Raw genomic sequence first — 23421 nt, 5'->3', positions numbered from 1 at the left:
CTGGGGGCATGGCACGGTCTCCCTTTACTCTAGCGGCGGCGGTCACAGCCGCACTGTCCGGGGCGGAGGTCGTCGGCGCGCGAACTCTGACGACCGACGGCGACGGTCGGTTCGATTCCGCGGTCGTGACTCTCACCGACGGGCGGGAACTCGCGATCCGCGTCGGCGACGACGACGAGACGGCGCGAGAGCTCGCTGCCGAATCCCTGGCACTGCGGGCACTGACCGCCGGCGCGCGCGCCATGCTGCCTTTCCGGGCACCCGAGTACATCGGGGAGACTCGCCTCTCCGACGGACGTGCACTCGTGACCGAACTGCTGCCCGGGTTCCAGATCGAGGCTGGACACGTTCCCGCCGGGCGCGGAGCAGCCGAGTCGATGGGGGCGTCGATCGCAGCCGTGCACGCGCTGCCGGCATCCGTCGTACGCAGCGCAGGCCTCACCGCCCGCACCGCTGAGGAGGCCCGGGAGGAGATCCGTCAGCTCGTCGATCGCGCCGCGGCGACGGGCCGGGTCCCCGCTCGACTCACCGTGCGCTGGCGTGAGGCCGTGGAAGACGACGAACTGTGGCGCTTCGAATCGGCGGTGACGCTCGGGGGGGTGCAGGCGACGTCATTCCTGTTCGACGACGACTCAGAGCTCGGTCCCCAGGTCATCGGCGTCGTGCACTGGCACGGCCTCTCACTCGGCGACCCGGCAGTGGATCTCGCCTGGCTTTCCTCCGCGACGGACGCCGCAGGCGACGTGCATGCGGCGTATGCACACGCGTCGAACCGCACACCGGATGGCGCCTTGGCGCTGCGGGCACGACTTCTGGCTGAACTGGAGTTCGCTCGTTGGCTGGTGCACGGCGACGCGATGCACCGCGAGGACATCATGGATGACGCGGCAGCACTGCTCGAGGCTCTCGCCGAAGGGCTCCGCGAGAACGACCTCTCGGTTATCGCTCAGCGCAGCGACGGGGTCGACTCGGCGCTCGACGCGCTGGGGCGAGTGCCGGAGACAGCGGCGACGCGGATCCACACCGCGATGGAGACGGACGCGTACAACCCCGAGGACCTGATGCCCGGTGAGGACGACGAGGTATCGGAAGCCGACGCGACCGGCAGCGACAGGCCAGAGGGTGATGCGAACGTCGGCGAGCCGACCGCCGACCTCAGCGAGGTCACGAGATCAGGTCTGCTGCAGCCGGGAGACGCCGAGCCCGTCGACGAGCCCGTCGACCGTGCGGGCAGCGATCCATCAGACGCCGATCCCGCAGACGAGGCTCAGCGCGCCGCGCGCGCCGCGCTCCAGCGCTGGACGAGTTCCTCTTCCGAGTAGACCCTGTCGCCGCGGATGACGAGATCGTCGGCGACGTAGTACAGCGCGACGTCGATCTCCTCGAGCGGCACGCCGAAGCGGCGGTGATAGGCGAGGCGGTACAGCGCGAGCTGCAGCATCCGCTCTTCGCGCTCCGCGGACGTTCGCGGTGCCTTCCCGGTCTTCCAATCGACGATCTCGATTCGTCCACCGCGATCGTCGCGGCGGTACACAGCATCCAGCTTGCAGATGACGATGTGCCCTTCACCTGAGGTGCCGCCCGGTTCCGCGCCCGCACCCTCACCCAGCGCGAAGTCGATCTCGATCTCGACCGCGATGGGCTGACGCGTGGCCCATTCACTCCTCTCGAAGATCTCGCGCAGGCGCTCGAGATCGGCCTCGTCTGCGACGGAGACGCTCCACGGATCCGGCTGCTCGTCATCCGAGTCCCATAGCGCGCTCTCCGGGCCAGGGCCGGCGCCGACGAGGCCGGAGCGATGTTCGACCCAGGCGTGGAAGAGCGTGCCGAGTCGGGTCTGGCGGTAAGGGCGTTCCGGCATGGGCCTGCTGAGGGCGCGCACTGTGCCGTCGAAGTCGGTCACATAGTCCTTGAACTTCGAGGCGGGCACTCGAGTCGGCGGGTCGGCGCGAATGCCCCGCTGACGCTCGGCCCGCTCGACGAGCAGCCGTTCCAGCTGCCGTGTGGGGGCGGGCTGTCCATCGACCGAGCGCACGAGCGCGGCAGCGGATTCGACCACCGCACGCCGGCCGCCCAGGGGATCGAGTGGCCACAAGCTGGTCTTCCCCTCCCCCTCGTACGGATTCTCGTCGTCGTCGATCGCAGCGATCGGATCGAGCCCCAGCACCTCGAACGCCTCGCGCAGGTACGGGCTCGCCTCGCGAGGGCTCTTCTGCCCCGCCCAGTGCGCCCCTGTGAGGAGCAGGTCGGTGCGCGCGCGGGTCACCGCCACATAGGCGAGGCGGCGCTCCTCCTGCTGCTGGTAATCGCGGTATGCGTCCTTGAACACCGTGAGGGCCCCGGGAGCGGCCTTGCTCTTGCTCGTCAGCGACGCCACACCGGCTTTGAGCCGCTTGTCCGGATCGAGGGCGCCATCCGCCGGCGCCTCCCATACGAATTGCGGCAGCGCGGCGCTGTCACCGCGCAGTGCGAACGGCAGCACCCCGAATCCGAACCAGCCCGACGTGTCTGTGGGCCTGGAGGGAAGCTCTCCCTCCACGAGACGCACCACGGCGACGGCATCCCACTCGAGTCCCTTGGAGCCGTGGATCGTGAGCAGCTGCACCACACCGGGCTCAGGGGGTTCGGGCCGAGGCATCAGTTCGTCGGTGCTCTCCGCCTTGTCGAGCCAGGCCAGCAGCGATCCGATCGAGCCGCGGTCATCGGCGGAGAGGAAAGCGCGCACCTCATCGGCGAAGGCTCGCAGTTGAGTCGCAGCGACGCGTGCAGGACCGCGAGTCTCGTTGGCTGCGAGTTCGATGTCGAGGCGGAGTTCCACCTCGATCATGCGGATGAGCTCGGGAATGGGCTGACCGGATGCCCGCCGCAGTCGTTCCAGCATCTCCCCCGCTGCCCGTATCCGCGCTCGCCCTTCCGCCGTGATGGCGTCGATCAGCCGATAGTCATCGCGAAGTCCGCGCACGACGTCGACGGCATCCACGATCGACACCGCTTCATCGGCGCCGCGTGAGGAACGGACGCGAGCGCGCAGCTCTTCCGGCAGCGGCAGCAGTGCGCTGTCGCGTTTCGAGAGCTCAGAGGCGAGGTCGTACAGCGCACCCATGTCGGCGAGGCCGACGCCGAATCGCGACCCCACGAGCAGGCGGATGAGCGCGGAGCCGGAGTTCGGGTCGTGGATCACGCGCAACGCGCTGACGACGTCGACCACCTCCGGCGTCGTGAGCAGACCGCCGAGGCCGAGGATCCGGTGCGGGATGCCCCGCGCCGCGAGCGCCTCCGCGAACGTCTGCATGTGGCGCTTCGATCGGAACAGGATCGCCCCGGTGTGGGGTGTCACCGCAGCGTGCGCGCTGCGACGCTCGGCGAACCACTCAGCCACCTCAGCAGCCTCTTCATGCACCGTGAGCGGATAGCGGATGCCGACGGCGCCGGTCCCTGCGCCGGGGCGCGGTTCGAGCGGTGGGACGTCGAGCCCTGGGCGTCGAAGCGGCTCGAGCACTCGGTTGGCCACGTCGAGGATGGCGCTGTCGTTGCGCCAGCTCGTCATGAGGCTGAAGGTCTCAGACGGCGCATCGCGGGCGAACGTGCGAGAGAACGCATAGAGGTTGTCGGCGCTCGCACCGCGCCAGCCGTAGATCGACTGGTGCGGGTCGCCGACCGCCATGACGGCGGAATCTCGGAACACCTCGGCGAGGAACTGCGTCTGGATCACAGAGGTGTCCTGATACTCGTCCAGCAGGACCACACGATGCTGCTCGCGCAGATCTGCACGCACATCGGGCGATGCCTCGATGATGTCATAGGCGCCGCTCACCTGGTCGGCGAAGTCGAGCACGCCTCGGCGCTGCTTCTCGGCGATGTACGCGCGCACGAGGGCGAGGAGCGTCGGCAGCGCGAGCAGGTTGTCGGCGACCTTGGCGATGTCGCTGTTGCTGCGGTACGGCTCGAAAGCCTTCGCGTACTCCCGCGCGATCTGCTCCGCCCGTCCCAGATCGGCTCTGTGATCTAGTGCATCGCCGGCGAGTCGCTGCACCGCATCGACCACGGTGCCGACGGCGTATTCGATGCCTTCGAGCTCCGGCAGGTCGGCGCGAAGCACGACCTCGCGTGCCAGCATCCAGGACGCCGCCTGGCTGAGCATGGCGACGTCGGGGTCGCGGCCGATCCGCGCGGCATGCTCTCGCACGATCGAGTCGGCGAACGCGTTGTACGTCGAGACGCGAGGACGGATCATCAGGTCGTCCGCCGTCCGCGGCGACGTCGGATCCCATCCGGTATCGAACCGCTCGGCGAGTTCGCCCAGGACCTGGGAACGCACCAGCACCCGCTGTGCGCCTGGTGACGCTTCGTCGACACGATTCAGCATCCCGGATGCGACGATCTCCGGAACGTGCGGCAGCAGACCGCGCTGACCGTACTCGTCGATCACAGCGAGGCGAGCGGCGATGCGCTCGGACAGTTCACCGGCGGCTTTGCGGGTGAAGGTGAGTCCGAGGATCTCATCACGGCGCACATATCCGTTGGCGACGAGCCAGACGACACGGCCGGACATGGTCTCCGTCTTCCCGCTGCCTGCGCCGGCGACGACGAGTGCGGGGGTCGGCGGCGCTTCGATGACGCGCTGCTGCGCAGCGGTGGGCGGGGGCTGTCCCAGCGCCGCGGCCACGTCGAGTGCCGAGAGCCCCGAGCCCTGGTCTTTCCATGACGTCATGCGCTGACCGCCGGCACGGTGTGGATGCGGCACGGATGTACACGCCACTGCACGTCGGCGCAGTGCGCTTCGACGTGAGCCGTGAAGCGGTCGCCCGACATCCCCCTGGCTGCCGATGCGAGACGCTTCAGGAACCTGCTGCGCGCCTCGCCCTCGAGCGTGTGCTGATGGGCGACGCGGTAGTCGCTGCCCGACAGCGTGTTGGCGACGAGCAGAAGCCGGGCCCCGGCGAGCGCACCGGCATCGGCGCCGTCGATCAGTCCCTGTTGCACGGCGACCTGATACGCCGCCAGCTGCGCGTGCTCCTCGCACTTCGCATCCGTCGTCGGCTCGTTCTTACCGGTCTTCAGATCCACGACGACGACGCACTCGCCGCTGAGTCCTTCTGCCATGCCGGTCCACCCACGACCACGAGCGGCAGCGTGCTCGCCCGCGCCGCTCGGGTACGCCTCGACGCGATCGATGAAGCCGTGCACCACGGCTCGGTGCGGGCCGTGAACCTCGTCACCCACGTGCACAGCCGGCACGGCAGCCGAATCGTCCTCTGCGCTGCGCGCCTCATCGGCCGCCGCGACATCGACGGCGAAGCGGAATTCCACTTCACTGGCGAGCACGCGCCCGCGATCGCTCGACACCTCCCAGATGTACGAGTGCAGGCGCTCTATGTAGAGATCCGCGCGGCGGCGCTCCTTGCGCCCGATCCACTCGGTCTCGAAATCCAACTCCGGCCAATGCTCGGCGACGACAGCGCGCAGCTTCTCAAGATCCCCATCGGGAACCGTCTCCATCGCCTCGTGGATGATCGTGCCCATTCCCGCGGACGGGGGCAGGACCGTGTCGCCGCCGAGCGCCGCGATCGCCCAGTTCAGTTCGCATTCCTCGAACGATTCCATCTTCGACGGCGAGACTCGCGCGGCCCCGGTCGACAGATCGTGCAATGGAGCTGACGTCGACGGCGCGGCGACCCCGTACCACTCCCCCGGATCGGCTCCCGGGATGCCCTCGTGTGCCAAGACAGAGAGCTGGCCCGCGGCATCCGCACGGGTGTCGGGGTCGATCGAACTCGTGAGAGTGCGCCGATGACGCGCCACGAGTCCTCGCAGGGTGAGCGGATGCTCCGCTGCCGGATGCGCGGATGCGGGCGGCGGGTCCGGCAGGAAACTGAAGAAGGGACTGGGCCCGGTGGCGTCGTCGTCCACCGCGGTGACGACGATGCGCGAGCGCGCCCGCGACAGCGCCCTCACGAAGAGACGCAGTTCGTCGTGCAGGGCATCGCGGCGCCGATCGAGCACGCCGGGCGCCGTCTCAGGTTCGCCCGTGCGCGCGGCGATGACGGCATCGGCGAGACGCCATGTCTCCAGCAGCCCTCCGCGCAGCCGAACGTTGGGCCACACGCCGTCCTGCACGCCGGCGACGATGACGGCGTCGAACTGGGTGCCCAGCGCCGTCGCCGGCGTGAGCAGCGTCACGAGCCCCGGCCGTTCGGGGGTAGAGAGCGTGTCTTCGGGAACTTCGCTGTCGAGGATGTCTCGCACGAACACCTCTGGACGCTCGTTCGGTGTGCGCTCGACGAAGCGCTTGGCGGCATCGAACAGCGCGACGAGCGCATCGAGCGCCCTGGCAGTCTCGCCGCCGCCTGGCTGTTCGGACGCCGCGCGCCAGTACTGCTGCAGCTTGGAGCCGTCGAGAGCGCGCGCGTTATCCCAGATGCGCCAGAGCAGCTCGTGGATCGTCTCCCCCGCGTCGGCCGCGGCGGCGGTCTCGGCCAGTGTCGTGGCGAAACGGGAGGCGACCCTGGCCTCCGGCGCGTCGACGAATGTGAAGTGCGCGGGAAACGCCATGGCCTGGCGGAACAGCTCCGACGCCGGCGTAGATCCGCCGTCTGCGAGCTCGACGTGACGCAGCCGCGCACGCAGGCGTCGGAGGCCGACGGCATCCATCCCTCCGAACGGCGAGCGCAGCGCGTCGATGAGCATCTCGGGTTCACGATCTTCGACCGGGGTGAGTGCGAGTCGAACGATGCCGACGATGTCGCGGACGACGCCCTCGCTGCCGAGCGGCCTCTGCACGCCTGCGGCCCGTGTCGGCACCTCGCGTGCCGCGAGCTCGGTCTCGAGCGACGTCACCTGCCTGGTGTCATGGGCGATCACAGCCATGTCGCTCCATGCGATGCCATGGGTGAGATGCCAGTCGCGGAGCGTGCCGGCGATCCGGTCGGCCTCCTCATACGGAGATGGGGCGAGGAACGCCTGCACCGGCGCGTCGAAGGGCACGGCCGGTGTAGGGATCTCAGCCGCTGGGCCGGGGGCGCGACGGTGTTCGACGCGACCGGCGACACCGATCGCCTGTGTCACAGTGCGGGTGAGATCGGTGAGTGCCCGCTTCTGACGGTGCGGGGTCTCCAGCACGAACACGCGCTCGAGCACACCCGACAGGTCATGGAACAGCTGGGGGCTCGCGCCCCGGAAGGCGCCGGAGGAGATGTCGGGATCGCCGAAGGCGAGGACGGCGATGCCCCTGGCGCGCAGCGCGCGCACCATCGTGATGCCTCCCCTGGTGATCTCCTGCGCGTCATCGATCAGGACGACGCGCAGCGGTGCGAGCGGTCCGAGCACCGCTGCATCCGCGTCGCGAAGGATCGCCGCCGCCTCGCTCACAAGATCGGCCGCGTCTCGGTACGCGGTGCGCATGCCACCGAGGACGGCGCGGTACTCGTCGATGAAGGCGCCCACCGCGCGCCAGACCGGCCGCTCGGATGCCTGCAGCTCGCGCGGTTGCACTCCCAGCTCGGTGCATTCCGCGAGGAACGCGCGCAGCTCGGATCGGAACCCCTTCGAGGCGCGCACGCCGGCGCTCAGAGATTCCGGCCAGCGCGACGGACGACCGGCGGCCTCGTCTTCGACGTCGCCGGCGAGCAGATCGGCGATGATGCGATCCTGATCGGCACCGGTGAGAAGCGCAGGGGGCTCTTCTCCCGCGTGGACCATCGCGCCGCGGACGAGCTGGAATGCGAATGATCCGAGCGAGCGAGCCAGTGGCCCTGGCGTCGCCTGCCCGATGCGTACGCCGATGCGGTCGCGCAGCACCGTCGCGGCCTGACGGTTCGGTGTCAGCACCAGTACTTCCTCCGGCGCGAGCGCGTGTGCGCCCAGGAGCACGGCGACCCTGTCGATCAGCGTCTGTGTCTTGCCCGTTCCCGGGGCGCCGATGATCACTCCGGATGCCTCGACAACCGCGTCCACGACTGCGCGCTGTCCGGCATCCTCTGTCATGGCATCCACGCTATCGGGATGCCCGGACACTGCCGAACTGCTCCGCGGCTGCGCAGAGAGATGCGTGTGCGCCCACGGCGAAACCGGCCGCCAGGCCCGATCCGCGTCGGCGCTGCCGGGGTAGAGTTGGGCGCAGTCCCCGAATCTTCAAGGAGCACGCGTGGAAATCCGCATCGGCATCATCAACACCGGCCGCGAACTGAACTTCGAGACCTCCACCAGTGCGGACGACGTCCGCACCCAGGTGACCGCGGCTCTCGAGCAGAGTGCCGCGCAGGTGAGCTTCACCGATGTGAAGGGCAACTCCTACATCGTCCCGACCGCGAATCTCGCCTACATCGAACTGGGCACCGAGGAGTCGCGTCGCGTCGGTTTCGTCGCCTGATCCGCGATGTACATCCTTCTCGCGCTCATCGCCGCGTGCGCGCTGGGCATCGGCGTGCACTATCTGCTGCCGCACCGCGCGTTGCGCGGCGTGGCGGTCGTCCCGGCGATCTCGACGGCCGTCGCCGCTGTCGTCTACACGCTCATGCAGTGGGCGGGCGTCGGTGAGGACAGCGGCTGGCTGTGGCTGGCGAGCGTCGGCGGAGCCGTGGTGATCTGTGCCGCGGCCGGCTACGCGATCACTTCTTCTCGGCTCCGCTCAGACGCCGAGAAGAAGGTCGCGCTCGGGATCTGACCGGGTCCGCTCTATGCGGCGAGGCCCATCGCATCCATGCGGCGCGCGTGCGCGCCCATGAGTTCGGTGTAGACGGGCTCCACGCGGTCTTCCTCTTCGGCGAGACGCTCGGGCCGCAGCGCCTGGCGTGCCACGAGAACGGTGTCGCCGACGAGCCGGCGTGCCCACATCGACAGCAGCGAACGCCACTCGTCGTCGGACTCGATGGTGCGCTTGAGTATCTCGACGATCTCTCCGGTGTCGTCGTCCTCGCGGAGGATGTCCGCGATCCGGCGTCCCGTCTCGCCGTAGCTGGAGGCGAGGGCGAGGTAGAAGTCATCCAGCATCCCGGCCGTGATGTAGACGGCCAGTAACGTCTCGCGCGGTCGTACGCCGATCGTCTTGCGTCGGAAGGCGTCGAGATGCTCGCGGAACGGCAGCATGAGCTCAGTGGCATCCTCCCCCTGCTCGCGGATGACGTCGACGATGCCGCGGTGTTTGCTGAGAGCGGCGCCCGCAGCACGCGTGATCGCGGCCTTCTCCTCAAGCTCGGGCGTCGCTCTGATCAGTCGCGTCAGAGTCTCGAAGTAACCCAGCTGCAGGTACGCCGCCTGGCCGAGGAAGCGATTCAGTTCGGGCGCGAGTTCGGCGAAGTCGACGCGCATGGCCCCGCCGTCGTCTCCGCGAGTGCGGAGAGTCAGAGTACGCCGGGGAGCATCGCGTTGCCAGAACCACTTCACCACAGTCTCAGACTACCCGCGCTGCGCCCGGGAACACCGGCCTTTCAACCGTTTCGCTCTGCTCGGGTAGTCTGGAAGAAGCCCTGCCGTTGGAGCGGGGCCCCGCGCCTGTGGCACAAGAGACGGCGTGGATCCGTAACGTGGCGCTCTCTTCACTCTCGAAGGCCCGCCGGACAGGCAATAGAACAAGTGACAACTTTCGCTGATCTCAACGTCGATCAGGACATAATCGACGCGCTCGCCTCCAAAGGCATCGTCGACGCGTTCCCCATTCAGGAGCAGACCATCCCCCTCGGCCTTCCCGGCCAGGACATCATCGGTCAGGCCAAGACGGGTACCGGCAAGACCTTCGGATTCGGCATCCCCGTCGTGCAGCGCCTGGGCAAGGATCCGGAGCACGGTGTCAAGGCGCTCATCGTCGTGCCGACGCGCGAGCTCGCGGTGCAGGTGTACGAGGACATCGACCTGCTCACCAGCAACCGCCCCACCAGCGTCGTCGCCATCTACGGCGGCAAGGCGTATGAGGGCCAGATCGATCAGCTCAAGGCGGGCGCGCAGATCGTCGTCGGCACCCCCGGTCGTCTGATCGACCTCGCCGGCCAGCGCCTGCTCGATCTGTCGAACGCGACCGAGGTCGTGCTCGACGAGGCCGACAAGATGCTCGATCTCGGCTTCCTCGCCGACATCGAGAAGATCTTCCAGAAGGTGCCGGCAGTGCGGCACACGCAGCTGTTCTCGGCGACCATGCCAGGACCGATCGTGGCTCTGGCTCGCCGGTTCATGTCGAACCCGATCCACATCCGTGCCAACGACCCTGACGAGGGCCTGACGCAGGCGAACATCAAGCACCTGGTGTACCGCGCGCACTCCCTCGACAAGGACGAAGTCATCGCTCGCATCCTGCAGGCCGAAGGCCGTGGCAAGACCGTGATCTTCACCCGCACCAAGCGTGCGGCTCAGCGACTGGTCGACGAGCTCGGCGACCGCGGCTTCAACGTCGGCGGCGTGCACGGCGACATGGGTCAGGAACAGCGCGAGCGCTCCATGGCAGCGTTCAAGGCAGGCAAGCGCGACGTGCTCGTCGCGACCGATGTCGCTGCGCGCGGCATCGACGTCGACGACGTGACCCACGTGATCAACCACACGATCCCTGACGAGGACAAGACGTACCTGCACCGCGCCGGCCGCACCGGCCGCGCGGGCAAGACCGGCATCGCCGTGACATTCGTGGACTGGGAGGACCTGCACAAGTGGGCCCTCATCAACCGTGCTCTCGAGTTCGGTCAGCCCGACCCCGTCGAGACGTACTCGTCGAGTCCGCACCTGTTCGACGATCTCGACATCCCCGCAGGCACCAAGGGCCGCCTGACGACGGCGCCCAAGACGCAGTCGGTCAAGACCCAGCGGGCTCCCCGCCCCGAGCGCGCTGCGGATGCCGCCGCCGAGCAGGGTTCGGCAGACGGCTCCACCCGTCGTCGTCGCCGTCGCCGCGGCGCGGGCGACAAGGTCGGCTCGACGTTCACCGAAGGTGCAGAGGCGAGCACGCCGGCATCGTCGGATGCCGCGCCGACGGTCGACCGCGATGCAGAGGGTGCAGGCACGCACGATGGCAAGGGCGGAGAGCACCACGACGGCAAGTCCGCTCCCCAGCGCCGTCGCCGCCGTCGCCGTTCGGGTGGCGCCGCGCCGGCAGGCGCGTAGGTCTTTTCTTTCAGTGGGGCGGATGCTGCGGCATCCGCCCCACTGTCGTCTGCAGCACGCTGCTCAGGCGTAGCGCGGCTCTCAGGCGTAGCGCGGCCCGGTTCCCGTCGCACGTTCGATGATGCGCGCGACCATCTCGTCTGAGGTCGTGTTCTCGCCGGGCACATTCGGCTTGCCCGCTCCGTGATAGTCGCTCGACCCGGTCACGATGAGATCGTGCGTGGCGGCCAGGTCACGCAGGACCTTCTTACCCGCCTCCGTGTTCTCACGGTGGTCGATCTCGAAGCCCCCGAGGCCGGCGGCGACCAGTCGCTCGATGAAAGGGATCGGCATCATGCGGTCGCGTCCCGAGGTGACGGGATGCGCGATCACCGCCACTCCCCCCGCGCCGGTGATGAGGTTCACCGCAGTGAGCGGATCGGGGGCGTAATGCGGCTCATAATACCCTTCCCGCGGATGCAGGATGCCGTCGAATGCCGCACTGCGGTCGCTGACGATGCCACGGGCGACGAGGGCATCGGCGATGTGCGGGCGTCCGACCGTGGCGTCCCCTGCCGTCTGCGCGAGCACGTCATCCCACACGAGGTCGTAGTCGCGGCCGATGCTCCGCACGATCCGCTCCGCCCGACCGATGCGGTCGCCTCGGATGCGATCGGTCTCGGCACGAAGCGGGTCGTCGTCGGGATCGAACAGGTACCCGAGCACGTGCACGCTGCGCCACTCGTACTTCGCGGACAGCTCCATTCCAGGGAGGAAGGTCATGCCGAGGGATGCCGCGGCACGCGCCGCCTCGTCCCAGCCCGTGCTGCGGTCATGGTCCGTGAGGGCGACCGTTCGGACCCCGTGGGCGTGCGCCTGCCGCATCACCTCTGCCGGAGTCTGGGTGCCGTCGGAATGATTGGAGTGCAGGTGCAGATCGTTGGGCCCTGAGAACCTGTTCGCACCGGGGCTCGGCACCGCGTCATCCGTCATCCTCTGAGCGTATCGCGGCGCCCGATGCCGGTCGGCGGTCCTGGCAGCGGACCCGCGACGCGCGTGCCGTCGAACCAGAAGATTCACAGCAGGCGGCCGTACGCTCGGAGGGATGTTTCGACTCTTGGGGATCCTGCTGACGGTCCTGTTCGCGATCACGACGGCGATCGTCGTATGGCCGCAGTTCTTCCGCCTCGAACAGACCTTCCCGTTCGCGCAGCTGGTCGCCGTGCGGGGCGCAGTGCTGGCAGGTCTCCTCGCGATCGCGGTGCTGTCACTGCTGCTTCTGTTCGCCAGGCCGCTGCGCGGATTCGCCGCCTCCATCCTCGTCGTGGCGCTGCTGGGGTCGGCGGCGATCGGCGGAATCGGCCTCATCCGCGGGTTCGGCACCGGTGAACTCCCCGCCAAGTCCGATACGAGCGTTCGAGTGCTCACCTGGAACACCGCCGGAGAGGCCGTCTCCGCCGAAACCATCGCCGATGCGATCCTCGAGCAGGAGGTCGACGTCGTCACACTCCCGGAGACCGCGGAGTCCGTCGGCGAACGCATCGCGGTGATGCTGCGCGAGCAGGGCCGCCCGATGTGGGTGCACCACGTGCAGTTCGGGGACGTCCCGAACGGACCGCAGGCGTGGGAGACCACGATCCTCATCTCGCCGGAGCTGGGCGACTACTCGGTGATCGGTTCATCCGAAGACGGCACGAGCAACACGAGTTCGGTGCCGAGTGCCGTCGTGATGCCGGTAAACGGCGAAGGGCCGACCATCGTGGCCGTGCATGCGATCGCGCCGCGCGTCGAGGCGATGGAGCGCTGGCAGTCCGACCTGGAGTGGATCGCCGATCAGTGCCCTGCCGGAGACTTCATCCTCGCCGGAGACTTCAATGCGACGATCGATCACATGGCCGCGCTGGGCATCGACGGCGGCGACATGGGCAATTGCCGGGATGCGGCGATCCGCACCGGCACGGGCGTGACCGGCACCTGGCCGGAGTCGTTCCCCGAGCTGCTCGGCGCCCCGATCGACCACGTCATGGCCAGCCAGAACTGGGAGCCGACCGGGTCGCTCGTGCTGGATGCCGCCGGCAGCGACCACCGCGCGCTGGTCGTGCAGCTCGACCCCGCCGGCTGAGTGCGGTCTGGGCTGCTCGCCGTTCACAACTCCTCAAAACCACGACTGTCGAGCATCTGATTCCGCGGAGTTCCGGCCTCCCCCGGCGAGTGCCGGCACTTCTTGAGGAGTTATGAACGTACTCGGCCGCGCACCCGCCGGACGAGGGCGACGATCGCGCGCCATCCGATGAGGAAAAGCGCGAGCGTCAGTGTCGCGACGATCATGAACGCGAGCGCGGTCCCCTGACCGCTGAGCGCACGCAGCACGAGCCCGACGACGACGGTGACGGCCCAGATGACGACGCCCGGCAGTAAGCGGTCCGCAGAAGTGCGGCGGAGCAGCAGGACGGCATGCGCGGCGAGGACCGCGACCAGGAACGGCCAGATCGTGCCCAGGAGCCCCGGGATGTCACTGAACACTCCCTCGGCGTGTGAGAGACGGCCGATCACGCAGAACACCGCCACGAGGATCGCATCGATGACGACGACGAGGGCGACGGGTAGGCGGGTCTCAGTCATGTTCCCCAGCCTAAATCGGAGTGAGAGACTGGGTGCATGAACACCGGAGAGAGCGACACGATCGCCGAGACCCCCGTCACGAACCGCAAGCAGCCTTTCCCCAGTGGATTCCTTGACACGATCTCCACGGGCTGGGCAGAGCGAACCGAGTCGATGCCGGTCGCCCGACCGCAGGCGGCATATGCGGCCGCACGGCGTGCGAAGGTCTCCGAGGCATTCCCCGGCAAGCGCCTCGTGATCGAGGCCGGCTCGCTCAAGCAGCGCAGCAACGACACCGACTACCCCTTCCGTGCCCACTCCGCGTTCGCGCACCTGACCGGCTGGGCGGCCGATGCCGAGCCGGATTCCGTGTTGGTCTTCGAGCCTCGTTCTTCAGATGCAGAGGATGCCGGGCACGATGTCACCCTGTACTTCCGCGAGCGCGCGGATCGCACCACCACCGAGTTCTACGCGGATGCCACGGTCGGCGAGTTCTGGATCGGGCCCCGACCCTCGCTGGCCGGCGTCGCCGCCGATCTGGATGTCGTGACCGACCACCTCGCCGTTTTCGAGACGGGTGCAGACGATGTGGCGCTCGGAGATGCCGATCTCGATCGGGTCGTCTCCGAGCTGCGTCTCGTGAAGGACGAGTACGAGATCGCCGAGATGCGCCATGCAGTGGACATCACCGCACGCGGATTCGATGACATCATCCACGCTCTACCGGAGGCCGCGAAGCATGCCCGAGGCGAGCGGGTGGTCGAGGGCGTGTTCCATCGCCGTGCGCGTGAGGACGGAAACGGCGAGGGCTACGACACGATCTCGGCATCCGGCCCGCACGCCTGCTATCTGCACTGGACGCGCAACGACGGTGCTGTCATGCCGGGTGACCTGATCCTGGTGGATGCCGGTGTCGAGGCCGACAGCCTGTACACCGCCGACATCACGCGCACGCTGCCGGTGAACGGACGATTCAGCGACGTGCAGCGCAAGGTCTACGAAACGGTGCTGGAGGCTGCGGATGCCGCGTTCGCCGTCGCACGCCCCGGCGTGAAGTTCCGCGAAGTGCACGAGGCTGCGATGAAGGTCATCGCGAAGCGTGTGGCCGAATGGGGCGTGCTTCTGGTCAGTGCCGAGGAGGCGCTCGATGCGGATGCCGGTGGTCAGCACCGTCGGTACATGGTGCACGGCACCTCGCACCACCTGGGCATCGACGTTCACGACTGCGCCCAGGCGCGCCGCGAAATGTACTACGAGGGCGTGCTCGAGGCGGGCATGGTCTTCACGATCGAACCCGGACTGTACTTCCAGATCGATGATCTGACGGTTCCCGAAGAGCTGCGCGGCATCGGCGTGCGCATCGAGGACGACATCCTGATGACCGAGGATGGCCCTGTGAACCTGTCGGCAGACATCCCGCGCACCGCGGACGACGTCGAGGCATGGATCGCGCAGGTGCAGCAGGGCTGATGCGTTCCCGCCGGATGCTGTTTCGACTGCTCCGCGCCGGTGCCGTGATCTATGCGGCGCTCGCGGTGTGGGCGGAAGTCGCGCATTGGCGATCGAGCAAACGGATGCTGGGCACGAAGTCGGGTACGGGCGGATCCCAAGCCGTCGTGGTGCTCGGCTTCCGCAATCGCAGGTCGACCGCGAACGTCATCAATCGCTACCGGGTGCGCGCCGGCATCCGTTCGTTGCCGCGGACGGAAGACGGTGTTCTCGTACTGAGCGGCGGGTCGGTGGCGGGGGACGTTGCGGAAGCCGTGCTGATGGAGACGTATGCTCGCGAGGTGCTCGGGTACACAGGTCGCATCCTGCTGGATGCCGACAGTCACTCGACATGGCAGAACATCGCGAACTGCGTCCCGCTGATCGAGCACGCCGACACCATCAAGATCGTCTCCAATTCGCCGCATGCCGAGGTGGCCCGTGAATATCTGTGGGCTCATGCGTGATCCGCGCTCCCGCTCTCAAGGCCAGGACATCGCTCATCACTGACGCCCGCGAAGCGGTCGTCCGATCGACGTCAGTAGCGCGCCGAGAAGCCGCCATCGGCGTGCAGAAGCTGACCCGAGACCCAGCGACCGTCATCCGAGAGGAGGAACGATACGAGGGCGGCGATGTCGCCCGGTGTGCCGATACGACCCAGTGGATGTGCCGGAACGAGTTCTGCCGCGAACTCCTCCTCCATCCATCCGGTATCGATCGGACCGGGATTGAGTGCATTTGCCGAGATTCCGAGCGGTCCCAGTTCGCGTGCCGCGGAGATGACCAGGCGGTCCAGCGCCCCCTTGGAGGCACCATAGGGGAGGTTGCCAGTGGTGTGGTCGCTGGTGAGGGCGACGATCGCGCCACCGCTGTCAGGGATCTGCCGCGCGAATGCGGCTATCAGCAGCAGACTCGCGCGCGCGTTGACGGCCACATGAGCGTCGAAGCTCTCTGCGGTGGTGTCCAGGATGCCGGAGTTCACATCGCGGGCATGACTCAGCACGAGCGCGCTGATCGGCCCGCGATCGCGGGTGACTGCGGTGATCAGTTCGTCCGGCCCCGTATGCGTGGACAGGTCGCACGGGAAGTCGGCGTCCGAAAGGTCGCTGGTCGCCACCTCCCAGCCATCGGAGACGAGTCGTGGAACGATGCCTGCGGCGATGCTGTTCGCGCGAGCCGCGCCGGTGACGAGTGCGAGGGCCATATCGCCATGCTACGAGAACCTAGGCCGCGGCGAACTCCACCACCAGCGGCGCCAGAGATGCGCCAACGACCTCGGGCGCGCGCTTGTGCCCCTTCACCTCGAACGAATGGCCGCCGCCTTCGATCCACTGCACACGAGCATCGGCACAAGTCGAGAGGACCTGTTCGAACTGCGAAAGCGGCTGGATGAACGGGTCGTTCGTTCCCTCGATGAACAGCTGCGGCACTGCGATGGCAGGAAGGTGGTCAGCGCGCAGCTTCTCCGGTCTTCCCGGCGGATGCAGCGGGTAGCCGAGATAGATCAGCCCGTCGACACCCATCCCCTCGGCGACCCCCATCGACGCCATCCGTCCTCCGTAAGACTTGCCCGCGGCCCACAGCGCGGCATCCGGATCGAGGGAACTTGCCTGTGCCACGGCGGCACGCCATGTCGCGATCGCGTGCGCTGCGGGACCCGGCATGCGCCGGCCCTGCTCGCGGTACGGGAAGTTGAAACGCAGGGTCGAGAAGCCGGCGGCGTTCAGTGCCCCGGTGAAACCGACGAGGAACGGATGCTCCATCCCCGCACCTGCCCCATGCGCCACGACGACAGTTCCGCGGCCGGATGCTTCGGCCCACTCCGCCGAGACGGCCGCCGTGCCGTTCGGCAGCTCGACGTCGAAGTTCACGACCGGATGTAAGGGATCGCGAACGGTACGTGCAGGACCTTGCCGCCGGACGCCTTCACCGTGCCGACGATGACCAGCACCACGTGGAGGATGGAGACGGCGAAGTACAGTGTGATCGGAATGCCGAGCGGGAAGAAGCCTCTCATCCCCTCACTACCGGCGAAGGCGATGAGCACGATGACGTGGACGATGAGCAGCACTATCGACACGGTCAGGTAGGTGAGCGCCCAGTTTGCCGCGGAACGCGCGTTCTGCCGCGCGATCTCACCCTTGCGCGCGACCGAGCGATAGACGGATGCCATCACGACTCCCGACACGATTCCGCTCAGGAACGGGATGCCGATGAAGATGAGGAAGCCGAGCGCCCATGAGAGCGTGCCTGTCGACGGCTTCGCCTGCGGCATCGGATAGCCGTAGGTGCCTGGAACAGGAAATTGCTGAACGCCGGGAGCGCCATACTGCTGCGGGGCAACCGGATAAGGCGGAGCTGCGGAGTATGGCTGCTGCGGGGCTGCCGGATACGCACCCGGCGCACCGTAGGGCGGTTGTGCCGGCGCACCGTAAGGCGGTTGTGCCGGCTGCGGCGGAACGGGCGGGACAGGTCCGTGCTGAGGATCGTTCGAAGCATCAGGCGTCCTCATGTATGTTCCTCCCGCGGCTCTGACCGCGTCGTATGTCAGGCTTTGTCGTGCGTGTCGTCGTCGGCGGGGTGCGACTCCGCCTCTGGCACGGATTCCTCTGGATCGACGGACTCCTGCTCGGGCGTAGCCGGCCCCGCAGCGTCCACCCGCTCGCCGAAACGAGGCGCGGCCTCCGCCGCCGACGGGGCGACAGGAGTCGGGTCTGCCGGACGCGGCGGGATCACGTGCCCGCCGATGCGCTCGCGCGCGGCGGCATTCTGGTCCGGTTCCTGTATGACGCGCTCACCGTAACGGGGCGGCTCGTCGAGGTTCGCCGGTGGACGCACAACGGTCGTGCGCTGATCACCGACGACCTCACGCGCCTTCGCCAGCGACGAGGCCAGCACCGTCACCTCATAGTGGTCTGCCGCGAGCTGCGTGACGCTCGCGAAGTCACGGCGCCGACGCACGATCGCGTAGGTGATGAGGCTCATGATCATGCCGAGCGCAACACCGATGAACACGAAGCCGACGAAGAGCTGGATGGGCGCGTCGGGGTTCCCGATCACCAGGATCGCCGACAGCAGCAGTCCGATGAGTATGCCGTTCACCGCACCAGAGCGGGCGGCAGCGGCGTATCCGAGCCGACCGGTGATCCGCTCGATCGTGCGCACACCCTGCCCCACGATCGCGATGTCGCGCGCGGGGACCTCGCCGGCGATCAGCTTCGAGACCGTCTTCTGTGCGGCCTCGTAATCGCGGACAGACGCGACGGTCTCCCCCACGGCTGTGCCGGCGGCTGGGCGGTTCAACATGCTCATCTGCCCATTGTTCCACGTGACGCCTTGACAAGCCCGAGATCCGCGGACCGCGGACTACTCTGGAAGCGTGAGCACACAACGGGTTTTCGTCGCGCGCCTGGCCGGCTGCGCCGTCTTCGACCCCGTGGGCGACCGGCTCGGCAAGGTCCGGGATGTCGTCATCGTGTACCGAAGTACGGGATCGCCGCGAGTGATCGGACTCGTCGTCGAGATCCCTGGTCGTCGGCACGTCTTCATGTCGATCGGACGCGTCACCTCGATCCGCTCCGGTCAGGTCCTCACCACCGGTCTGATCAATGTGCGCCGTTTCCAGCCGCGACCGGGAGAGGTGCGCGTGCTGGCAGAGCTTCTCGGCCGCCGCGTCGAGTTCGCCGACGGCACCGGCAGAGCGGTCATCGAAGACGTCGCGATCGAGCCGAATCGCCTGGGCGAGTGGAGCATCAGCCAGCTGTTCCTGCGCAAGCCGAAGACCAGTGCCTCGCCGTTCGCCAAGGGCCCCACGACGTTCGCCGCCTGGAACGAGGTCGCCGAGAAGCGCGCTCCTGGCGAGTCGCAGTCCGCCGAACAGCTCATCGCCTCGTACTCCGAACTGCACGCCGCCGACCTCGCGACGACACTTCTCGATCTGCCGCAGCAGCGGATGATCGAGGTCGCCGGTGAGTTGTCCGACGACCGTCTCGCCGATGCTCTGGAGGAGATGCCGGAAGAGGAGCAGGTCCACATCCTCGATGGTCTCGGCGACGAACGCGCCGCCGACATCCTCGACCAGATGGAGCCTGACGACGCGGCCGACCTGCTTGCGCAGCTCCCGAAGACGCGCCTCGAGCAGCTGCTCGGACTCATGGAGCCCGAAGAGGCCGAAGACGTCCGCACGCTGCTGCGCTACGGCCCTGACACCGCCGGCGGTCTGATGACGACCGAACCCATCATCCTGTCCGCGGATGCGACGGTCGCCGAAGCGCTCGCACTGATCCGTCGTCACGAACTGCACCCGGCACTGGCCGCAGCGGTGTTCGTCACCCTCCCGCCGTTCGAGACGCCGACCGGTCGGCTGCTGGGCGTCGTGCATTTCCAGCGGATGCTGCGGTATCCACCGCACGAACGTCTCGGCGCGATCGTCGACGAGACGATGGAGCCGATCTCGGTGACGGCATCCGCCATCGACACGGCTCGCCTGTTGGCCAGCTACGACCTCGTGTCGCTGCCGGTGGTGGATGCCGCAAGCCGTCTCGTCGGTGTGGTGAGCATCGATGACGTGCTCGACTACCTGCTTCCCGATGACTGGCGCACCCAGGATGCCGATGCCGACGCTGTGCCAGAGGGAGGTGCGCGATGATGGCCAAGGCCGACCGCTCCGCGCTCGACGCGCCGCTCGGCCGCGGAAGCACGAGGCAGCGCCCCACCTCCCGGGACCGGTTCGGCCGATTCACCGAATGGGTAGCCCGAGCCATGGGCACACCAACGTTCCTCCTGATCCTCACGCTGTTCTGCGTGGCGTGGATCGGGTGGAACACGCTGATGCCGGACGCGTTGCGCTTCGACGCCGCTGCACTGGGCTTCACGGCACTGACGCTGATGCTCTCCCTGCAGGCCTCCTACGCCGCTCCCCTGATCCTGCTCGCCCAGAACCGACAGGACGACCGCGACCGTGTGCAGATCGAGCAGGACCGTCAGCGCGCAGAACGAAACCTCGCCGACACCGAGTACCTCGCCCGCGAGATCGTCGCGCTGCGCATGGCCTTGGAGGAGCGCAACAACCAGGCCGTGACCCGCGACGTCCTCAGGCAGGAACTCAAGTCGCTGCTGGCCGGTCTCGACGACGAGCGCGAAGACGACGCCACCGACCCGGACGACGGCTCCGCTCCGACCACACGGAACGGCCGGCGCAGATGACGCTCGCTGACCGTGTGCGTCAGGCGGTCGGCGCCGTGTCGGATCCCGAGCTGCGCCGTCCGATCGGCGACCTCGACATGCTGCGCGAGATCACGGTCGACGGCGAACACGCGCGAGTGGGCATCGCCCTCACCATCGTCGGATGCCCCGCCGCAGATCGCATCGAGAGCGATGTGCGGCGCGCTGCGGAATCCGTCGCCGGAATCGCCGAGGTGACCGTCGACGTCGGCGTCATGACGCCCGCAGAGCGCAAGGCGCTCACCGAGAAGCTCCGCGATGGCCGGCCGGCGAGGCAGATGCCGTTCGTACCCGATTCTCTGACCCGCGTCATCCTCGTCTCCAGCGGCAAGGGCGGTGTCGGAAAGTCGACCGTCACCGCGAACCTCGCGGTGGCGCTGTCCGCACAGGGGCTCGCAGTCGGCCTGGTCGACGCCGACGTGCACGGGTTCTCGATCCCCGGGCTGCTCGGCATCCCCGCGGGAACGCAGCCGACCCGCATCGATGACCTGATGCTGCCGCCGGTCGCCCATGGCGTGAAGACCATCTCGATCGGGATGTTCCTCCGCGACGGCGAAGCGGTCGTCGCCTGGCGAGGGCCGATGCTGCACCGCACGGTGCAGCAGTTCCTCACCGATGTGTTCTTCGGCGACCTCGATGTGCTGCTCATCGACATGCCTCCCGGCACCGGCGACATCGCGATCTCGATCGGCCAGATCCTTCCCCACGCTGAAGTCCTCGTCGTCACGACGCCTCAGGCGGCAGCATCCGATGTCGCGATCCGCAGCGGACTCGTGGCCAGGCAGACCGGTCAGCGTGTGATCGGTGTCGTCGAGAACATGGCGGCGTTCACGCTTGCCGACGGAACCGTCGTCGACCTGTTCGGTACGGGCGGAGGCGCCGAGGTCGCCGCCGCTCTCTCGAAGTCCTCGGCCGGCGCGGATCCGATCCCCCCTGTGCCGCTGTTGGCCTCCATTCCGCTCAGCCCTGCGCTGCGCGCAGGCGGCGACAGCGGCATACCCGTGGTACTCGGCGACCCTTCGGATGCCGCGGCACAGGCCATCCGCGCGCTGGCGGACACCCTCGCTCACCAGGGTCGCGGGCTCGCCGGCAAGTCGTTGCCGATCTCTCTGTCGTGAGAGTGCGGCGCCGCTGTCGTGAAAGACTTGTGAGGTGACCAGCGATTCCCGACCCCGCTCGATGACCGTCGATCCGGAGCTCCTTCGAGGCATGACGGGAGATGCGACGATCTATTCGCTGACCAGGCCGCTCGCGCTCATCGCATACGCCGCGTTACTGGCAGCTTTCATCCTCAACGCGATCGTCCTCTCGATCGTCGGCGGAGCGGACGAGGAACAGACGACGACGCTGACCTGGACGCTGGTCGCGATCGCGGCGTTCGCGATCGCCTCGATGGTCTTCACCCGCGCGCAGGTGCGACGGGCGATCACGACGGCGATGCCGTCGGGGTCGTCAGTGGGTGTGAGCCTCGAAGACGAGACGATCAGGCTGTTCGCGAAGAACGGCGTCTCCGACATGGCCTACTCGACGTTCCGCGCCGTGCGCGTGGGGCGGCACGCCGTGATCCTGCAACTCCGCGGCGCCTCGATCGTCACCGCGGTGCCGCGCGCCCTGCTGAGCGATGCAGACATCGCCCGGCTCAAGTCGAAGATCTGAGTCAGGTCGCCTCGAGGTCGAACGGCGGCGGCGCATCGCTCGTGAACGCCGGCCGGACCAGTGGCGAGCGCGGCGGGTCGAGCACCGGCGTCGCTGCGCTGACTGCCGCCGCAGCGCCTCCCGCCGCAGCGGAAGTGGCCGCCGTCGACGGCGTATCGTCCATCAGGGCGTCGCGGATGATCCTGCGGGGGTCGTACTGACGCGGATCGAGCTTGCGCCAGTCGACATCGTCGATCTCGGGCCCGATCTCATCGCGCATCTTGCTCTTGGTCTCACGCACATACTCGCCCGCTCTGCGAACGAACCCGGCGAAGGTCTCGGCAGCCTTCGGCAGGCGCTCCGGACCGATGATGAGCGCTGCAATCACACCGATGAGCAGCAGCTTCTCGAAGGTGAGCCCGAAATCCATGTACATAGGCTACTCGCCGCGCCTGCCTCCGTCTTACACGGCATGCGAATACTCTGAGTGAAGCAGCGAATCCACTGGGAGCAGGGTCATGAGCGAGAACGACGCGAACGCACGATATATCCGCGAGGCCATCATCGAGCCCTCCGCCATCGCACGCGCACGAACCCACGCGATCGAGCTGGGCGCGGCGCCGGTCAGCGCCCCGGTCGGCGCGCAGCTGGCTGTGCTCGCCGCGGCATCCAATGCCCGTTCGATCGTCGAGATCGGCACGGGAGCGGGCGTATCGGGGCTGTGGTTGCTGCGCGGTGCGCCGCAGGCCGTGCTCACGTCGATCGACAACGAGCCAGAGCACCTCGCCGCCGCACGCCGCAGCTTCAGCGAGGCGAAAGTGGCGCCGACCAAGGCAAGGTTCATCACCGGGCGCGCCGCTGACGTTCTGCCGCGCATGAATGAGAATTCCTACGACATCGTGCTGGTCGATGCCGACCCCGAGAACGTCATCGAGTACGTCGAGCACGGGTTGCGGCTCGCTCGCACCGGTGGCCTCGTGCTCGTCCCCCGTGTGCTCGCGGGTGGCCGGGCCGCCGATCCTGTGCAGCGCGACGCAGTGACCAGCGCCTATCGCTCTCTCGTGCAGGAGACTCAGGAGTCACCCGCCGTGCTCGCCGCGATCTCGACCGTCGGCGAGGGACTGCTGCAGCTCGTCAGCATCCACAGGGACTGATCCGAAGAACCACGAAGGGGCGGCGGATCAGAAGATCCGCCGCCCCTTCGAAGTGAAATCGGAAATCAGCTCACGACGCCGGCAAGCACGTCGTGAAGCTCCTTCGCTTCGGCATCGTTCACGGAGACGACCAGACGGCCGCCGCCTTCGAGGGGAACGCGCACGATGATGAGTCGTCCCTCCTTCACGGCCTCCATTGGCCCGTCTCCGGTCCTCGGCTTCATCGCTGCCATCGTGGCTTCCTTTCCTCCGGTGGTAT

At 67.9% G+C, this 23421-nt stretch carries 23 protein-coding genes; 12 read left to right on the top strand and 11 right to left on the bottom strand.

Features of this window, described 5'->3' with window-relative positions; all coding sequences use genetic code 11:
- The first annotated feature begins 8 nt into the window (after window positions 1-8).
- Window positions 9-1322 carry a phosphotransferase gene (locus HDC95_RS01615; RefSeq protein ID WP_259061436.1) on the top strand — a complete coding sequence of 438 codons (1314 nt, stop codon included), beginning with the start codon at window positions 9-11 and terminating at the stop codon, window positions 1320-1322.
- Here the strand turns inward: HDC95_RS01615 and HDC95_RS01610 are convergent.
- Both HDC95_RS01610 and HDC95_RS01605 read right to left on the bottom strand, forming a co-directional pair.
- Window positions 1268-4711, bottom strand: a complete 3444-nt coding sequence (locus HDC95_RS01610; RefSeq protein WP_259061435.1) for an ATP-dependent DNA helicase — start codon at window positions 4709-4711, stop codon at window positions 1268-1270. The genes HDC95_RS01615 and HDC95_RS01610 overlap by 55 nt on opposite strands.
- Window positions 4708-7983 (bottom strand): ATP-dependent DNA helicase, encoded by a 3276-nt coding sequence (locus HDC95_RS01605; protein ID WP_259061434.1) that lies wholly within the window; start codon window positions 7981-7983, stop codon window positions 4708-4710. The genes HDC95_RS01610 and HDC95_RS01605 overlap by 4 nt, the downstream gene beginning before the upstream one ends.
- A gap of 160 nt (window positions 7984-8143) precedes the next feature.
- On the opposite strand from HDC95_RS01605, the gene HDC95_RS01600 reads away from it, so the two are divergent.
- Together HDC95_RS01600 and HDC95_RS01595 are read left to right on the top strand one after the other, a co-directional pair.
- Window positions 8144-8368: a DUF3107 domain-containing protein gene (locus HDC95_RS01600; protein WP_259061433.1), complete on the top strand. Its 225-nt coding sequence runs from the start codon at window positions 8144-8146 to the stop codon at window positions 8366-8368.
- A 6-nt stretch (window positions 8369-8374) separates the two neighbouring features.
- Window positions 8375-8662, top strand: a complete 288-nt coding sequence (locus HDC95_RS01595; protein WP_259061432.1) for a hypothetical protein — start codon at window positions 8375-8377, stop codon at window positions 8660-8662.
- Between the two features lie 11 nt (window positions 8663-8673).
- Here the strand turns inward: HDC95_RS01595 and HDC95_RS01590 are convergent, their stop codons facing one another.
- Window positions 8674-9384: a ferritin-like domain-containing protein gene (locus HDC95_RS01590; protein WP_259061431.1), complete on the bottom strand. Its 711-nt coding sequence runs from the start codon at window positions 9382-9384 to the stop codon at window positions 8674-8676.
- A gap of 186 nt (window positions 9385-9570) precedes the next feature.
- Between HDC95_RS01590 and HDC95_RS01585 the strand changes: the two genes are divergently transcribed.
- On the top strand, window positions 9571-11082 hold the full coding sequence (locus tag HDC95_RS01585; protein ID WP_259061430.1) for a DEAD/DEAH box helicase: 1512 nt from the start codon (window positions 9571-9573) through the stop codon (window positions 11080-11082).
- Between the two features lie 81 nt (window positions 11083-11163).
- Here HDC95_RS01585 and HDC95_RS01580 read toward each other — a convergent pair whose 3' ends face one another.
- Window positions 11164-12054: a PHP domain-containing protein gene (locus tag HDC95_RS01580; protein ID WP_259061429.1), complete on the bottom strand. Its 891-nt coding sequence runs from the start codon at window positions 12052-12054 to the stop codon at window positions 11164-11166.
- Window positions 12055-12166: 112 nt separating this feature from the next.
- Here HDC95_RS01580 and HDC95_RS01575 point away from each other — a divergent pair, with 112 nt between their 5' ends.
- Window positions 12167-13183 carry an endonuclease/exonuclease/phosphatase family protein gene (locus HDC95_RS01575; protein ID WP_259061428.1) on the top strand — a complete coding sequence of 339 codons (1017 nt, stop codon included), beginning with the start codon at window positions 12167-12169 and terminating at the stop codon, window positions 13181-13183.
- Between the two features lie 110 nt (window positions 13184-13293).
- On the opposite strand, the gene HDC95_RS01570 is transcribed toward HDC95_RS01575, so the two are convergent.
- On the bottom strand, window positions 13294-13683 hold the full coding sequence (locus tag HDC95_RS01570) for a DUF3054 domain-containing protein (RefSeq protein ID WP_259061427.1): 390 nt from the start codon (window positions 13681-13683) through the stop codon (window positions 13294-13296).
- Between the two features lie 36 nt (window positions 13684-13719).
- On the opposite strand from HDC95_RS01570, the gene HDC95_RS01565 reads away from it, so the two are divergent.
- A complete protein-coding gene (locus HDC95_RS01565) occupies window positions 13720-15132 on the top strand; it encodes an aminopeptidase P family protein (protein ID WP_259061426.1) in 1413 nt (470 codons plus the stop codon).
- Window positions 15105-15617, top strand: a complete 513-nt coding sequence (locus HDC95_RS01560; protein ID WP_259061425.1) for a YdcF family protein — start codon at window positions 15105-15107, stop codon at window positions 15615-15617. Before HDC95_RS01565 ends, HDC95_RS01560 begins: the two co-directional genes overlap by 28 nt.
- A 71-nt stretch (window positions 15618-15688) precedes the next feature.
- Here the strand turns inward: HDC95_RS01560 and HDC95_RS01555 are convergent, their stop codons facing one another.
- Genes HDC95_RS01555 through HDC95_RS01540 form a run of 4 tightly spaced genes read right to left on the bottom strand, consistent with a single transcriptional unit; the run spans window position 15689 to window position 18462 of the window.
- Window positions 15689-16354 (bottom strand): SDR family oxidoreductase, encoded by a 666-nt coding sequence (locus tag HDC95_RS01555; protein WP_259061424.1) that lies wholly within the window; start codon window positions 16352-16354, stop codon window positions 15689-15691.
- A gap of 19 nt (window positions 16355-16373) precedes the next feature.
- Window positions 16374-17021, bottom strand: a complete 648-nt coding sequence (locus HDC95_RS01550) for an alpha/beta family hydrolase (RefSeq protein ID WP_396652615.1) — start codon at window positions 17019-17021, stop codon at window positions 16374-16376.
- The gene (locus HDC95_RS01545; protein ID WP_259061423.1) at window positions 17018-17662 is read right to left on the bottom strand and encodes a DUF4870 domain-containing protein; all 645 of its coding nucleotides are present in this window, start codon (window positions 17660-17662) and stop codon (window positions 17018-17020) included. Before HDC95_RS01545 ends, HDC95_RS01550 begins: the two co-directional genes overlap by 4 nt.
- Before the next feature lie 35 nt (window positions 17663-17697).
- Complete coding sequence (locus tag HDC95_RS01540; RefSeq protein ID WP_259061422.1) at window positions 17698-18462, bottom strand: general stress protein; 765 nt, start codon at window positions 18460-18462, stop codon at window positions 17698-17700.
- A 67-nt stretch (window positions 18463-18529) separates the two neighbouring features.
- Here HDC95_RS01540 and HDC95_RS01535 point away from each other — a divergent pair, with 67 nt between their 5' ends.
- The 4 genes from HDC95_RS01535 to HDC95_RS01520 are packed head-to-tail and all read left to right on the top strand — an operon-like array spanning window position 18530 to window position 22029.
- Window positions 18530-19798, top strand: a complete 1269-nt coding sequence (locus HDC95_RS01535; protein WP_259061421.1) for a magnesium transporter MgtE N-terminal domain-containing protein — start codon at window positions 18530-18532, stop codon at window positions 19796-19798.
- Complete coding sequence (locus HDC95_RS01530) at window positions 19798-20355, top strand: DUF1003 domain-containing protein (protein WP_259062183.1); 558 nt, start codon at window positions 19798-19800, stop codon at window positions 20353-20355. Before HDC95_RS01535 ends, HDC95_RS01530 begins: the two co-directional genes overlap by 1 nt.
- Window positions 20352-21491 (top strand): Mrp/NBP35 family ATP-binding protein, encoded by a 1140-nt coding sequence (locus HDC95_RS01525; protein WP_259061420.1) that lies wholly within the window; start codon window positions 20352-20354, stop codon window positions 21489-21491. Before HDC95_RS01530 ends, HDC95_RS01525 begins: the two co-directional genes overlap by 4 nt.
- A 34-nt stretch (window positions 21492-21525) precedes the next feature.
- Entirely contained in the window at window positions 21526-22029 is a 504-nt protein-coding gene (locus HDC95_RS01520) for a YcxB family protein (protein ID WP_259061419.1), read from the top strand.
- A 1-nt stretch (window position 22030) separates the two neighbouring features.
- On the opposite strand, the gene HDC95_RS01515 is transcribed toward HDC95_RS01520, so the two are convergent.
- On the bottom strand, window positions 22031-22438 hold the full coding sequence (locus HDC95_RS01515; protein ID WP_259061418.1) for a Sec-independent protein translocase TatB: 408 nt from the start codon (window positions 22436-22438) through the stop codon (window positions 22031-22033).
- Between the two features lie 88 nt (window positions 22439-22526).
- On the opposite strand from HDC95_RS01515, the gene HDC95_RS01510 reads away from it, so the two are divergent.
- Window positions 22527-23162, top strand: a complete 636-nt coding sequence (locus HDC95_RS01510) for an O-methyltransferase (RefSeq protein ID WP_259061417.1) — start codon at window positions 22527-22529, stop codon at window positions 23160-23162.
- A gap of 65 nt (window positions 23163-23227) precedes the next feature.
- Here HDC95_RS01510 and HDC95_RS01505 read toward each other — a convergent pair whose 3' ends face one another.
- Entirely contained in the window at window positions 23228-23395 is a 168-nt protein-coding gene (locus tag HDC95_RS01505; protein WP_084595462.1) for a DUF3117 domain-containing protein, read from the bottom strand.
- Between the last annotated feature and the right edge of the window lie 26 nt (window positions 23396-23421).

This window comes from Microbacterium sp. AK031, assembly GCF_024807145.1.
Classification (GTDB): Bacteria; Actinomycetota; Actinomycetes; order Actinomycetales; family Microbacteriaceae; genus Microbacterium.
The sequence above is the reverse complement of the archived record's forward strand: the minus strand, read 5'-3'. Positions and strand labels throughout refer to the sequence as shown.